The organism is Herbiconiux aconitum (assembly GCF_024979235.1).
In the GTDB taxonomy this organism is placed as follows: Bacteria; Actinomycetota; Actinomycetes; order Actinomycetales; family Microbacteriaceae; genus Herbiconiux; species Herbiconiux aconitum.
In genome coordinates this window covers 874052-887864 of record NZ_JANLCM010000001.1, presented here as the reverse complement: position 1 = coordinate 887864, position 13813 = coordinate 874052, and the positions used below count along the sequence as shown (strand labels likewise).

Here is a 13813-nt window from a genome sequence, read left to right as displayed (position 1 = left end):
TCCCCTGCGGCGTTGCGGTGCGTTTCGCCGACCAGGGCTAACCGAAGATCATCGGGCGATCGTCATCTTCTTCGGCAGTGGCCGGCAGGTCGAGGTCGACCACGACCGGCACATGATCGGAGGGAGCGTCGCCCTTGCGCTCGTTGCGGTCGATGCGGGCTGCCGTCACCAGCTCGGCGAAGGGGTGGGATCCCATGATGAAGTCGATGCGCATGCCCTCGTTGCGGGGGAAGCGGAGCTGCTTGTAGTCCCAATAGGTGTAGCCGGTCGGCACGAGAGGGCGCACGACATCCGTAAGCCCGATCTGCTCGAACTCCGCGAACGCCGCGCGCTCGGGCGGCGAGACGTGGGTGGCGCCCTCGAAGAACGAGAGGTCCCAGACATCCGTGTCGAGGGGCGCGATGTTCCAGTCGCCCATCAGGGCCAGCGGCTGCGTGGGGTGGGCGGCCAGCCAGGCCTTCGTCTGCTCGGCGAGGTCTTTCAACCAGGCGAGCTTGTAGACGTAGTGGGGGTCGTCGAGCATCCGGCCGTTCGGAACGTACAGGCTCCACAGCCGAACGCCGTCGACCGTCACGCCGAGCGCGCGCGCCTCGAGTGGCAACATGCCGTCGTCGAGCGGCTTGCCGAACCCGGGCATGCCGGTGAAGGTGTTCGCCATTTCGGTCATCGGCAATCGGCTCGCGAACGCGACACCGTTCCACTGGTTCAGCCCGTGCAGCACGACCTCGTAGCCCGCGTCGTGGAACGCCTCGAACGGGAACTGTGACTCCTTGCACTTGATCTCCTGCATGGCGAGCACATCGACGTCTTCGCGCACCAGCCAGTCGACCACCCGCCCCACTCGCGCACGGATCGAGTTCACATTCCAAGTGGCAACACGCATGCGTCCACGCTATCGCTAGGCTGACCGCATGGGCGAAGACCCGACCCTCCGCGACCGCCTCGAACAGCACTTCGAAGAGCCGATCGCCCGAGTCACCACGATCACCCAGCACACGCTCGCACTCTTTCCTACACGGGTGTGGCGGCGCTTCCTCGCCGGCAACGGATTCCTGCTCTCGTCGGGCATGAGCTATCAGGCGCTGTTCGCCGTGTTCGCGGCCGTGTACATCGTGTTCGCCGGCGCGGGCATCTGGTTGACCGGCTCTCCCGAGACGATGGATGCCCTCATCCAGTTGATCAACACCTACGTGCCCGGCCTCATCGGCACCGACGGTTCGCCCGGTGTCATCTCGGCCGACGACCTCACCACCGTCACCGGCTCGAGCATGTCGGTGCTCACCGTCACGGGCATCGCCGCGTTCGTCGTGCTGGTCTGGACCGCCATCGGCTGGATCACGTACTCCCGCATGGCCGTGCGGGCCATCTTCGGCCTCCCGAAGGATCACCGCTCGTACGTTCTGTTGAAGGCGCGCGACTTCCTCGTGGCCCTGGTGCTCGGCGCGGCCCTGTTCGCCGCCGCCGTGCTGAGCGTCGCGAGCACCGCCGCCATCGACTGGCTGCTCTCCCTGCTCGACGAACCCCTCAAGGACTGGTCGTCGCTCCTCGTGGGCGCCGCAGGCCTGGCGGTGGTGTACCTGATCGACATGATCGCGCTGATGGTGCTGTTCCGCTTTCTCGCCGACGCCCACCTGACGATCAAGCGGATGTCGGGCGGAGCCCTTCTCGGCGGTGCGGCCCTGCTCCTGCTGCAGGTGCTCGGCGGGCAGCTGCTCGGCGGGGCGACGCGCAACCCGTTGCTGTCGACCTTCGTGGTGTTCATCGCGCTGCTGCTCTGGTTTCGGCTCACGAGCATCGTGACGCTGGTGGCGGCGTCGTGGATCGCGGTGGCCGTCGAGGATCGGGGTCAGTCGCTCTACGAGCCGACCCCCGAGGAGCAGGCTGCGCTCGAACACGACGCTCTCGTGCTCGCCGCCCAGGTGCGTCTCCGCCAGGCCACCCAGGCGTTCGAGGCCGCGTCGTGGTGGCGGCGACCCGCTGCCCGCTGGCGTCGCGATGCTGCGGAAGAGGAACTCGAGTCGCTGCAGCACCCGCCCCCGCCGACCGCCACCCTCCGCTAGCGTCCGGATGCGCAGCCCGGCGTCAGCGGCGCGCGGCCGGGTAGGTGAGGTGGCGGAAGAGGGTGAGTTCCCAGCCGCGCGAGCCCCGTTCCTCCTCGGCCTGGGGAGCAGGGTGCGCTGCCGATCGCGCGGCGACGGGGCGCTCCGTGCCGGCGGCGGGAGCGGCGCTGGCGGGGCGGCCGGTGTCGGCAGCTGCGCGCTCCGTCTCCAGGGGGCGCACCGGGCGTGCCGCCGGAACCGCGGTGACGGGGAGCGCTGGGCGCTCCGCCTCCACCGGGCGCACCGGGCGCGCCGCCGGAACGGCGTACGCCGTACGCGTCGGCCACCCCGACGGCACGACCCGCGCGCTACTCCTCATCGTGTGCATCCGAGCGGGCATCCGTCGACGTCGCAGCCGCGACCCGGCGCGAGCGAGCCTGAGCACGCCGCACCAGCACGAACGCCGCACCCAGGAGCAGGAGCGCCACCGCGATCGCGACGGGCAGCCCGACCGTGAGGCCGGTCGCGGCCAGCGCGCCCGAGCTCGTTCCGGAGCCCGACGAGGCCGCCGGCGCCGGCGTGGCCGGGGTGGTGGGGTCGGCGGGCGTGCCCGGATCTCCCGGTTGCCCGGGGTCGCCGGGCGCAACCACGGCGGCGAGCTGCGCGAGCGTCAGCGCGGGCACCAGCGCATCCCGCTTCTTCTGCAGGTTGCCCCACGGCATGTGCTGTCCGTACCGGGCGGTGGCCCAGTAGGGCGTGTTCTCCGCCACCGCGAGCGTGCGCTCCTCGACCGGGCCCGGGGTGTCCAGTTCCGGCGTCGGGATCATCTCGTACAGCAGCGGTTCGGTCTCGAACACGGTGCTGCCCACGCCCGCCGAGAGGTCGAAGCCGGGGCTGTGCACGTCGACCCGGTTGCTGACCGTCAGGGTGATCGGGTTCGCGGTGTCACCGGTGGCGGGGCGCGCATCCATCGTCATCCAGAAGTCCTGCGCGATCGACGGGTTCTCGGCGCAGCGGTTGGGGCCTGCGTTGTCGAAGGCGGCGAGCACAGTGCCCGATCCGTCGTCCGACACCACATCGACGTGCGCGACGCCCGTGAGGTCCCAGTTCTCCGCGGTGTCGCCCACGTCGTAGAACTCTTCGGCGAACACCATCGGGCCGGTGCAGAGCTTGTACTGCACCCGGGGCTCGATCGGCATGGTGGCCGCGTTCGAGACCACGACGTCGACGGTGGACGGGTTCGCGGCGTTCGGCGTGATGGTGATCGACGACGGCGGCAGGATGTCGGCCGTGAACGTCGTCGAGATCTCCTGCGTCATGGCGCCCGAGGCGTCGACCACCCAGAGCGTGGCCGTCAGCGAACCGGGCTGCACGGCGAACGGGCCGGTGCGGAACGTGTAGTTCGGGGCATCCGAAGGCGCTTCCGCCCGCTCCGTGGTGTCGGTGTAGACCTTGCCCGAGTCGGATTCGAGCCGCACCCGCAGGTCGCCCTTGCCGACGAAGGTGACGTCGAGCGAGACCGTGGGATTGCCGTCGAAGTCGTGGTTCACCCAGGGGTCGAGGTGCTGCGCGACCACGTCGGTCACCACGAAGTCGGCGGTGACCGCGTCGTCGGCCGTGGCGATGGTGAGCGTGTGGTCGCCCAGCGCGATGTCGGCGGGCAGCACGAGGTAGCGCCAGAGCGATCCGCTGTCGTCGACGACACCGGTCGTGACGGGTTCCGAGCCGGAGTCGAGCTTCACGGTGTACGGGGAACCCGGGGTCAGTCCGGCGGCGCGGACGGACGTGCCGTCACCGGCCCGCAGCCAGAACGGGTCGACGGATGCGACGGGTTCGTCCGACGCGGGCGGCACCTCGGGCGAACCCGGCGTCGTGACGGTGACGACCGTGTTGTGGCCGGTGTTGCCGTAGGAGATGCGGCCGAGGTAGCTGCCGCCGGGTGCGAGCCCCGACCAGGAGGCCGTGACCGTCGAGGTTTCGCCCGTGACCGTCGAGAGCGACGTCGGCGTTACCGCGAAGCTCCCGGTAGCGGCAGCGGGGTCGAGCACCGAGGTGGTGAGGGTGTACCCGAGGTCGCCGGTTCCGGCGAAGAAGTCCACCGCCACGATGTAGTGCCCGGGCTGCAGCATGTCCGCGTCGAGGTCGACGCGCTCGTCGGCGGAGCCGGTGGCCGACTGCCCGACCAGGTAGCTGTGGTTCAGGCTGTCGACCGAGTAGACGCTGAGGTCGAGGTCGGCCGAGTCGTCTGCAGCGTCGAGGTCGAAGCGCGCGAAGGTGCTGCCCTCGGGCACGTCGAACACGAAGGCCTGCGTCGAGCTGCCCGCGGCGCCGTTGCCGCGCGCCACCTGTCCGCGCGCGAGCCCCGAGGACGCGATTTCGTAGGTGGCGGTGTCGCCGCCGAGCACGGGCACGTCGACCGATCCGGTGGCCCCGTCGCCGACCGCTTCGGCGGGCGCGTCGAGCGAGATCGGGCGCACCGCCAGCGGGCTGCGCACGGAGGCTCCGGTGGCGTCGTCGGCCCAGTCGAGGTAACCGGTCGAGAAGGCGTCGAGCGGCGCATCCGTTCGGGTGAAGGTGACGGTGTAGCTCTGCTCCTCGCCGGCCGCGCCGAAGCTCAGCGTGGTGGGGGAGACGGCCACGTCGATGCCGGGCATCGAGACGGGCGCGGCGGTGTAGCTGCCGGCTGCCGTGGCCGTCACTGTGCGGGTGACGGTCTGCGTGCCCGGCAGGCCGCCGATGCCGATCGATGCCAGGTTGAGGTCGCTGGGGTCGAGCGGGTCGCTGCCGAAGCCGGTGTAGCCGAGTGCGTCGGTGTAGGCCATCCAGTCGTCGACGTCGTTGAGGTAGAGGAGGCCGGGCTCGAAGAAGCGCGTGGGGTCGACGTGGCCGGCGCCCTGCGCGAACGGGTCTTCAGCCGGGGCGCCGCTCGCGTCGAGCGTGTCGTAGGCGGTGGTCATCATCGCCGACTTGATCTCCGCGGGTGCGGCATCCGGATGCACGCCCAGGTAGAGCGCGGCGAGACCGGCGATGTGCGGTGAGGCCATCGAGGTGCCGGACATGAACTCCCAGGTGCCCGCTTCGCCCTCGGGGTTGGCCCCGGCGGCGAGGATGGCGACACCGGGTGCGGTGATGTCGGGCTTCAGCATGTCGCCGCCGTCGGCGAGGATCGGGCCGCGCGACGAGAACCCTGCCACCTGCGGGCTGGGCGCGGAGGGCGTGCCGGTGGTGTTGCCGTTCTCGAACGTGACGGTCGCGCCCGGGGTCGCCGCGTAGGCGGTGACGGCCTCGTAGGCGTCAGCGTTCACGTGCACGGTAGGAACCGTGTGGGCGTCGAGGTCGAGGGAGCTCTGCGTGGGGTTCACGAGCAGCATGCCGATGCCGCCGGCCCGAGCGACCTCGGCCGACTTCAGGGTGCGGTCGATGACTCCGCGCTCGCAGAGCACGATGGCGCCGGCGACGGCGGCCGGGTCGAGGGTGTCGGGGCCACAGAGCTGCGGGTCGGTCGCGCCGGCCGCGGCGGCGGCGGTGGCCGCCACCAGTCGTCCGCTGATCGTGCCGTCGGCCGGCAGCGTGATCGACGCGCCGACGAAGGCCTGGCCGTCGCCGAGGCGGGCGGTGGCGTCACGGGTGGGGATGGTGCTCGCGGCGACCGTGGTGATCCACGGCGAGGCGTTGTCGGCAGTCGACGCGGCGTCGCCGTCGTTACCGGCCGAGGCCGCGACGAAGATGCCCGCGGCCGCGGCGTTGAAGAAGGCCTGGTCGGTGAGCGAGACGGTGGTCTCAGCGGCTCCGGCGCCGATCGAGTAGTTGATCACGTCGACCCCGTCGGCCACGGCGGCGTCGATGGCGTGCAGGATGTCGCCGGTCGCGCATCCGTCGTCCAAGGGCGAGACGGGGTCAGGACCCTCCCAGCAGACCTTGTAGGCGGCGATCTTCGCGGCCGGCGCCACACCCGAGATCTCACCCAGTTCGGTGCCGGCGACGGTGGCGGGCACGTCGTGCTGTCCGGCGGCGGTGCTCGCGGTGTGCGAGCCGTGGCCCACCCCGTCGCGCGGGGAGAGGTATTCGCCGATGGCCGGGTCGCCGATGTTGCCGACGCCGAAGTTGTCGACGAAGAACTGCGCTCCCACGATCTTCGTGGAGCAGTCGTCGGTCGTGAACTGCACGCCGGCGACGCAGGTTCCGTGGAACTCGGAGCCATCGGCCTTGTCGAAGACGATCGTGTCGCCGTCTCGGTAGGGCGCGTCGCCCGGCGTGGTGCCGAGCGGATCGCCGGCGAAGGAGGGGTTCTCGGGCGCGACGCCGGTGTCGATCACGCCGACCACCACGCCCTTGCCCGCGTTCTCGACGCCGCCGATCGCGGCCCACACGCCGTCGTCGCCGTCGAGGCCGAGGAACTGCGTCGACGACTCCGGCTCGTCGAGCCGCAAGATCTCGTCGGGAACCACGGCCGCCACGCGCGGGTCGTCGGCCAGCTTCTGGGCCTGCTCCGCGCTGAGCTCGCTCGAGAAGCCGTTGGTGGCGAGCGTGTAGGAGGTCGTGACGGATGCGCCGACCTCGGCCGCGAGGACGTCCTGCGTGTCGGTGAGGTGGGCCGAGTAGCTCTGCGCTGCGCGGGAGGTGGCGTCGAGGTCGGAGCCGCCCTTGGCTCGGGTGGCGCGGAGGCCGGCGATGCCGCCGGCGTAGCTCGCGACCGCGGGGTCTTTGAGGGTGACGATGTAGCGGCCGGCCTCGTAGCCGCCGGCGGGCGGCGTGGCGGGGGTCGCGGCGGTAACCGCGCCGATCGTCGGGGCGCCGAGGGCGGTCGCAGCGACCGGAGTCGCAGCGCCGGCAGCACCCGTCGGCAGCAGGCAGCCGAGGCCGACGAGAGCAGCCGAGGAGAGCGCGGCGAGGGCTCCGGTCAGGCGGCGGGATCGACGCGGGCGTCGGGTGCGGGCGAGAGAACCGGTCACGGTGGAGACCTCCGGGGTGTTGGGCCGCAGCGCGCGGCGCCTCCCAGTTTGGGGGTCGCACGCATCCCGTTCATGGCCTCCGGCGGCCGCTGGCCGCAGGCTGCCACATCCTGAAACACAGCCGTAACGGCGGTGTCACACCGCGGTCACAACGCGGTCAGATCGGGGTCTGCCCGCGGTCTGTCCGCACTCAGACCCAGCCCCGGCGGGCCGCCTCCACGCCCGCCTGGAAGCGGTTGTCGGCGCCGAGCTCCACCATCAACTGATGGCTGCGCCGCCGCAGCGAGCGTGTCGACATGCCGAGCCGGCGGGCGATCACCTCGTCTTTCAGGCCCGCGCCGATCAGCGCCAGGATGGCCTGCTCCTCGCGGGTGATGCGGCGGGAGGGCACGGTCGCGGTGGGGGCGGGAGGGGGTGCGGGGTCGGCGGCGGCGGGGTTGAGCATCCGCTCGCGCGCCTCGGGCAACGGCAACGCCCGCGCCCAGTAGAACTCGAACAGATCGCAGAGCGCCGCCACCATCGGCGCCGCCTCGGTGACGATCGCGTCGCTCTTTCCCTCTTCGACGCTCAGCGAGACGAGCGCGGTCGTGCGGTCGGCTATTGCGAGCTTCACCGGCAGTTCGGAGACGATGCGCGCCTGCTCCCCGTGCTCGGCCAGCCGCTCCGCCTCCTCCCAGCTGTCTTCCCGGCTGAAGCTCTCGCCGGTGTAGACGGCGCGCCAGGAGACTCCGCGCCCGAGCACGACGGCCTCGAGCGGTTCCAACGACGACGACACGTAGGGCGGCCGGTCGAACACGAGCAACTCGCGGGTGGCCTGGTGCTGCAACCGCACGTACCAGCTGGCCACGGCGTCGCGATCGCTCAAGATGCGGGTCTCGGTGGTCTCCTCGTCGCTCGTCGCCCCCTTGTCGAACTGGTCGGCGAGAGTGGGGATGAGTTGCCGGATGCGCCCCACCCCCTCGCTCAGCTGCTCGACCATCGAGGTGAGCGAGTAGCGCGGATCGACCGGCACATAGAACCCGGCATCGCTGCGTTCCCGCGAGATGAGGCCGAGGTGCCGGAGCGCCTCGAGCTGCTCTGCGGCGGGGCCGTCGTCGAGGTCGAACCGCGCCGTGACGTCGGAGAGGAGCGTCTTGCCGCGGTGGATGACGAAGAGGTAGATCTGCTCGGCGGTGTCGGAGAGGCCCGCCAGAGCGAGCACGGAAGGTGTCGTTGTCACACCTCAAGCTAAGCGCGTTCCGCGGCCCCGGATAAACTGGCCCCGTGACCGACGCGCGAAGCCAACTCATCGACTACATCAAGACGGATGCCGTGTTCCACGGCGACTTCACCCTCACGAGCGGCAAGAAGGCGTCGTACTACGTCGACCTGCGCAGGGTCTCCCTCGATCACCGGGTGGCTCCGCTGATCGGCCAGGTCATGCTCGACCTCATCGCCGGCATCCGCGACGTCGACGCCGTGGGTGGGCTCACGATGGGCGCCGACCCGATCGCCGCCGCCGTGCTGCACCAGGGCGCCGCGCGCGGTCTCTCCTACGACGCCTTCGTGGTGCGCAAGGAACCGAAAGACCACGGTCGCGGCCGCCAGGTGGAGGGGCCGGATGTCGCGGGCAAGCGTGTGATCGTGCTCGAAGACACCTCGACCACCGGAGGCTCGCCGCTCGCCGCGATCGCCGCGCTCGAGAAGGCGGGCGCCGTCATCGCTGGCGTCGCCGTGGTGGTCGACCGCAACACCGGCGCCGGGGAGCGGATCGAAGAGGCCGGCTACCCCTACCACTACGCGATCGGATTGGCGGACCTCGGTCTGGAGTGACATGAGCCTGCCCCCGAACGACCCGCAGCGCCGCGACGACGCCGTCCCGCCCGCGGGTGCGGCGGGTGCGGCCACGGGTGGACACGGGGCACACGCCGCCCCGTCCGCGGGTGGCGAGCCGGCCGGTGGCGCGCGCCGGCCCGATGGGGCGCCGGCCGACGGCGGTACCCATGCGGCGCACGTGGCCCCGGGCGGTGCACGGCAGGCCGATGGAGCGCCGGTCGACGGCGGTACCCACGCGGCGCACGTGGCCCCGGGCGGTGCACGGCAGGCCGACGCGCCGGTCGACGGCGGTACCCACGCCGCGCACGTGGCCGACGGGGTGCCGGTCGACCACGGCGCATCCGCGACGGCGCCCGCGCACGTCGGCGCGCACCGGGCGCCCCCACCCACGCCGGTGGGCGGGGGACTCAGCCGCACGACGTGGCTGCTGATCGCGGGCGGTGTGGTGGTGCTCGCCGTGATCGTGGGACTGTTCTTCGTCGGGCTGAGGGTCGGGAGCAGTGGCGACGCCGCGCCGGCCGCAGGCGAGACCCCCGCGACATCCGCGACCGACGGCGGCGCAGCATCCGCCACGCCGACGTCCACCGAGACCCCGACGCCCACTGCGCCCGCGCCCGCCGCCGACGCCGCACCGGCGGGGCCGCTCGCCCCCGGAGTGCACGACTGGAACGCCCTGCACGGTGGGGAGTGCCTGAGCGGCTACACCTCTCCGTGGGAGCTGCAGTTCACCGTGGCCGACTGCGGCGGCGAGCACAACGCGCAGCTCGTGTCGAAGGGAGCGTTCGCCGAAGACGCGGCGGCGCCGTTTCCTGGCGAAGCCGAGCTGGTCTCGCGACTGAACCTGCTCTGCACCGCTCCGACCGTGCTCGACTACGCGGTGGCGCAGACCGTTCCCGACATCCAGTGGCAAGGCGCCTACCCTGCGAACGACGCCCAATGGGCGACCGGCGATCGCGCCTACTTCTGCTTCTTCTCCCGCACCTCGGGCGAGCCGCTCGGGGCATCGTTGGTCGCACCACCTGCCGGGTGAGTTTTCCTCCACAATGTCGGCGTGCCCCACTAGAGTGAGGTCACATGCATAAGGTCGCCCGCCTCCTCCGAGTCCCCGTGTTCGGGGCTCTCGTCGCGGTCGCGCTCGCCCTCGGAGTGGCGCCGGCCGCGTTCGCTGCGAGCGGGGCCCCGAGCGCGGAGACGGATGCGTCGAGCACGTCGGTCGACCGCGGTGGCGTCGCGCCGGTGGCCGCTGTGCCGGGCGATGTCAACGACTTCAGCTTCGCCTCCTTCGACGCCCGCTACGGCCTCGGCATCGACGCCGAGGGCCACTCCACCCTCACCACGGTGGAGACCTTCGTGGCTGTTTTCCCCGAAATCGACCAGAACCGCGGCATCCAGCGAGCCATCCCGCTGACCTACCAGGGGCATCCGACCCAGCTGTCGCTGACGTCGGTGACGGATGCGTCGGGAACGCCCCGCGAATACGAGAGCGAGACCGACGACGAGAACCTCATCGTCACGATCCGGGGCTCCGACTACGTGCACGGCGAGCAGAGCTACGTGCTCACCTACACCCAGAAAGACGTCACGGCGTTCTTCTCCGACACGAACGACGACGAGTTCTACTGGGACACGAATGGCACCCTGTGGCGTCAACCCTTCGCGGTGCACACCACGACCACCACGGTCCCGGCGAGCCTCGTGGGCGCGCTCACCGGCAGCACCGCCTGCTTCGTCGGGCCGGAAGGCTCCACCACGCCCTGTTCCATCGACCGCACCGACCAGGGCGACAGCGCGATCTTCACCACGCGCAACGAGAACCTGACGCCGGGCGAGAACGTGACCATCGGCATCGCGTTCCAGCCGCACACCTTCACCGAGCGCGACTCGTCCTATCTCGCGGCGGGCTCCAGCTGGGTGCAGCTGATCAGCACGATCCTCGCCGTAGCGGCAGCCGTCTTCGCGGTGATCTACCGCATCATCGGGTTGCGGGATGCGCCGGGCCGGCCGGTCATCATCCCCGAATACACGCCGCCGCCGGGCGCCGACATCCTCATCGCCTCAGCGGTGATGAAGAAGACCCCGCGCGCTGCCGCGGCATCGTTCGTCGACTACGCGGTGCGGCACAACATCCAGATCGTCGAGCAGGAGCAAGACGCGGTGTTCGGCTCGAAGACCGTCTACTGGCTACGGCTGCTCACCTGGCAGGGCCTCAACCCGAGTGAGATCGAGTTGGCGCGGGCGTTGTTCGGGCCCGAGCTCGCGCCCGGTACCTGGCGCGAGCTGAAGAAGAACGACACGAGCCTGTCGAAGTCGATCTACGCCGTCATGCAGGCCACGAAGAAGCGTGCCCTCGCCGAGGGCTACCTGAATTCGGGCATCCGCCTCGCCGGCAGCCTGCTGCTCATCGCCACGATCGTGCTGGCGGCGATCGGCTTCGTGAGTGGTGCGCTCTCGCTGAACGATGCCTACGGCGGCGGCTTGCCGATGCTGTTCTTCGTGCTCGGGTTCATCGCGGTCTTCGTGGTGGGTGGCGCAGCGTTCCGCAATCGACTGACCGCCAAGGGCTCGGAGCTGCGCGACTACATCCGGGGCATCGAGATGTACATCGACTGGGCCGAAGAAGACCGCTACAAGATGCTGCAGTCCCCAGAAGGAGCCTTGAAGACCGGCGTGAACGCGCCTGACTGGGGCCAGGTGGTGAAGCTCTACGAGAAGCTGCTGCCCTACGCGGTGTTGCTGGGCCTCGGGGCCGAGTGGGCGAAGGTGCTCGGCACCTACTACGAGAGCCTCGGCAACCAGCCCGACTGGTATGGCGGAGGCTCGGGAGCCTTCAACGCCTACCTCTTCGCATCGAGCATCGGAGCGCTCTCGTCGAGTGCCGCGTCAGCCTACTCGGGCAGTTCCTCGAGCAGTTCGAGCGGCTTCTCGGGCGGCGGCGGTTCGTCGGGCGGGGGCGGCGGCGGAGGTGGAGGCGGGGGAGTCTGACCTGACCAGACTCCCCGACCTCTCTCGCCCCCCGGGATGCGCGTTCGCGCGGTCGCGGCGGACGGGTCAGTTGGCGCCCAGTGCCGCGCCGACGACGGCGAACCCGGCCAGTGCCACCCAGAAGGCGGCGATGAGGAGCCAGCCGGCCAGGGTGACGTAGCCGAGGATGAGTCCGGCGAGCGTGAGACCGCGGCCGTCTTCACCGGTCTTCTTGATCTGATTGAGCGCGATGTGGCCGGTGATCACGGGGATCACACCGAAGCCCAGGATGCCGAGCACGAGCGTCACGATGCCGAGGATGTTGGTCTTCGGCTGCGGTGGGTAGAGCTGGGCGGGCTGCGGAGCGGCAGGCGGCGCAGGCTGCTGCGGGGCCTGGTGGCTGGGGTAGATGGGAACGGTGCCGGCGGCAGCGGGGGTGCCGGTGCCGGTCGCGGCCGCCGGAAGCGTGCCGGTCGCGGCGGGCGGCAGAGTCGCGGTCGCGGTCATCGCGCCGTCGAGGGTCTCGGTGGCGCCGGTCTCGGTGGAGGTGGAGGTGGGGGACTCGGGGGTGGGGGTGTTGTTCGTCATGGTTCAACGCTACGAAGGGCGCGGTCATCGGGCATCCGACCGCGGACTCATCCTGGTGGTACCGCGGGATGAGTGCGGGTCTCCCGAAACGACAAGTGGTGTCCGGGAGGACTGCCGATTGACCTCTTTCGGCGGTTGCTAGTCGGAGAAGGCGCTCGCGCAGGTCTGCTCGGCGGCTGTCTGGCCGGTGAGCCCGTCGATGACCTCCGGGGCTGCCTCGACCGGGGCGCCGGTGGCCGGCGCATCCGTCGATGGCACGGCCGGGTCGACCGGGGTCGCCGGGTCGACCGGAGTCGCCGGATCGGCCGGGGTCGCCGGATCGGTGGGCACCACGGTCGACCCCGTTCCGGTCGAGTCGTCGGCGAGAGTGAACGGCTGGTCGGCCTGCACTTTCGCGAAGAGCTCATCGGCGAGATCCTGCGAGGGAACCACTTTGCCCGGGAAGTCGGCCGAGGAACCCGAGGGGTACTGCACGAAGACGATGTTGTTGAGGTCGACGTCTTTCATGGTGAGCGCGAGCGACACCATCGAGTCGAGGCTCGACAGCGAGGTCGAGAGCTTGATGTTCGACGCCGCAGCCTGGGCCAGACCGTAGAGCTTCGAGATGTCGGTCAGGGTGTTCGCGCTCTTCAGCGTGCGCGCCATCGACGAGAGGTACTGCTGCTGCGAGGCGATGCGCGCCAGGTCGCTGCCGTCTCCGACGCCGTGACGGTTGCGCAGGAACGACAGGGCCATCTGACCCTCGATGGTGCTGGTGCCTGCGGGCAGGTCGAGGCCGGAGTCGGCGTCGAAGATCGGCTCGTTGAGGCACACCGGCACTCCGCCGACCGCGTTCGTCATCTCGATCACGCCGTCGAAGGAGGTGGCGGCGGCGTAGTTGATGTCGAGCCCGGTGAGGTTCTCGATGGTGGAGTTGACGCAGGCCAGGCCGCCGCGCTCCCAGGCGTCGTTGAGCGGCTGCGCGCTCATCGCATCGAAGACCTCCCCGGTGTCGGGGTCGGTGCACTCAGGGTGCGAGATGACGAGGTCGCGCGGAAAGCTCACGACCACGGCGTTCTTGTGGTCGGCCGAGACGTGCAGAAGGATGTTGACGTCGTTCAGGGTCGCATCCCGCTCGCCGAAGCTGTCGCCCTGGTTCGGGTCGTTGTCGGTGCCCACGACGAGCAGATTGAACCCGCCCTCGAAGGCGCCGAGAACCGGCGGGGGCGGGGGTGCCGCCTCGGTTCCGCCGCCGAGGTCGACGGCGTTGGCCGTCACCTGCTGGGCGAGGTTGTTGATCGCGTAGGCGGCGACCGAGCCGATGCTCACGAGTGCGACGGCGAGCACCACGGCGAGCCCCTTCAGAATCGCCGAGAACGGCGATGGGGTGCGTTGACGACCGTGCCGGATGGGCCCGGAGCTCTGCCGCCTCGGGCGTCCGCCGCTGTCGTTCAAATGGGTGTCCTTCGGTTGTGATCC

At 70.5% G+C, this 13813-nt stretch carries 10 protein-coding genes; 4 read left to right on the top strand and 6 right to left on the bottom strand.

Features of this window, described 5'->3' with window-relative positions:
* Window positions 1–37: 37 nt before the first annotated feature.
* Window positions 38–883, bottom strand: coding sequence for an exodeoxyribonuclease III (locus N1027_RS03985; RefSeq protein ID WP_259505428.1), 846 nt, complete (start codon window positions 881–883; stop codon window positions 38–40).
* A 28-nt stretch (window positions 884–911) separates the two neighbouring features.
* On the opposite strand from N1027_RS03985, the gene N1027_RS03980 reads away from it, so the two are divergent.
* Complete coding sequence (locus tag N1027_RS03980) at window positions 912–2060, top strand: YihY/virulence factor BrkB family protein (protein WP_259505426.1); 1149 nt, start codon at window positions 912–914, stop codon at window positions 2058–2060.
* Between the two features lie 22 nt (window positions 2061–2082).
* Here the strand turns inward: N1027_RS03980 and N1027_RS03975 are convergent, their stop codons facing one another.
* From N1027_RS03975 to N1027_RS03965, 3 genes are all read right to left on the bottom strand, one after another.
* The gene (locus N1027_RS03975; RefSeq protein WP_259505424.1) at window positions 2083–2418 is read right to left on the bottom strand and encodes a hypothetical protein; all 336 of its coding nucleotides are present in this window, start codon (window positions 2416–2418) and stop codon (window positions 2083–2085) included.
* A complete protein-coding gene (locus N1027_RS03970) occupies window positions 2408–6991 on the bottom strand; it encodes a S8 family serine peptidase (protein ID WP_259505422.1) in 4584 nt (1527 codons plus the stop codon). The genes N1027_RS03975 and N1027_RS03970 overlap by 11 nt, the downstream gene beginning before the upstream one ends.
* 190 nt (window positions 6992–7181) lie before the next feature.
* Window positions 7182–8210 carry a helix-turn-helix domain-containing protein gene (locus N1027_RS03965; RefSeq protein ID WP_259505420.1) on the bottom strand — a complete coding sequence of 343 codons (1029 nt, stop codon included), beginning with the start codon at window positions 8208–8210 and terminating at the stop codon, window positions 7182–7184.
* Between the two features lie 44 nt (window positions 8211–8254).
* On the opposite strand from N1027_RS03965, the gene pyrE reads away from it, so the two are divergent.
* Genes pyrE through N1027_RS03950 form a run of 3 tightly spaced genes read left to right on the top strand, consistent with a single transcriptional unit; the run spans window position 8255 to window position 11788 of the window.
* Window positions 8255–8803 (top strand): orotate phosphoribosyltransferase, encoded by a 549-nt coding sequence (gene pyrE / locus N1027_RS03960; protein ID WP_259505418.1) that lies wholly within the window; start codon window positions 8255–8257, stop codon window positions 8801–8803.
* A 1-nt stretch (window position 8804) separates the two neighbouring features.
* Window positions 8805–9836, top strand: a complete 1032-nt coding sequence (locus tag N1027_RS03955) for a hypothetical protein (protein ID WP_259505416.1) — start codon at window positions 8805–8807, stop codon at window positions 9834–9836.
* A 44-nt stretch (window positions 9837–9880) separates the two neighbouring features.
* Entirely contained in the window at window positions 9881–11788 is a 1908-nt protein-coding gene (locus N1027_RS03950) for a DUF2207 domain-containing protein (RefSeq protein ID WP_259505415.1), read from the top strand.
* 66 nt (window positions 11789–11854) lie between these two features.
* Here N1027_RS03950 and N1027_RS03945 read toward each other — a convergent pair whose 3' ends face one another.
* Window positions 11855–12355: a DUF4190 domain-containing protein gene (locus N1027_RS03945; protein ID WP_259505413.1), complete on the bottom strand. Its 501-nt coding sequence runs from the start codon at window positions 12353–12355 to the stop codon at window positions 11855–11857.
* A gap of 138 nt (window positions 12356–12493) precedes the next feature.
* Entirely contained in the window at window positions 12494–13789 is a 1296-nt protein-coding gene (locus N1027_RS03940; protein WP_259505412.1) for an LCP family protein, read from the bottom strand.
* Window positions 13790–13813: the final 24 nt, after the last annotated feature.

Coding starts and splice junctions, on each gene's coding strand:
- N1027_RS03985 (WP_259505428.1), bottom strand. CDS start 883: ATGCGTGTTGCCACTTGGAATGTGAACTCGATCCGTGCGCGAGTGGGG.
- N1027_RS03950 (WP_259505415.1), top strand. CDS start 9,881: ATGCATAAGGTCGCCCGCCTCCTCCGAGTCCCCGTGTTCGGGGCTCTC.
- N1027_RS03945 (WP_259505413.1), bottom strand. CDS start 12,355: ATGACGAACAACACCCCCACCCCCGAGTCCCCCACCTCCACCTCCACC.
- N1027_RS03980 (WP_259505426.1), top strand. CDS start 912: ATGGGCGAAGACCCGACCCTCCGCGACCGCCTCGAACAGCACTTCGAA.
- N1027_RS03955 (WP_259505416.1), top strand. CDS start 8,805: ATGAGCCTGCCCCCGAACGACCCGCAGCGCCGCGACGACGCCGTCCCG.
- N1027_RS03975 (WP_259505424.1), bottom strand. CDS start 2,418: ATGAGGAGTAGCGCGCGGGTCGTGCCGTCGGGGTGGCCGACGCGTACG.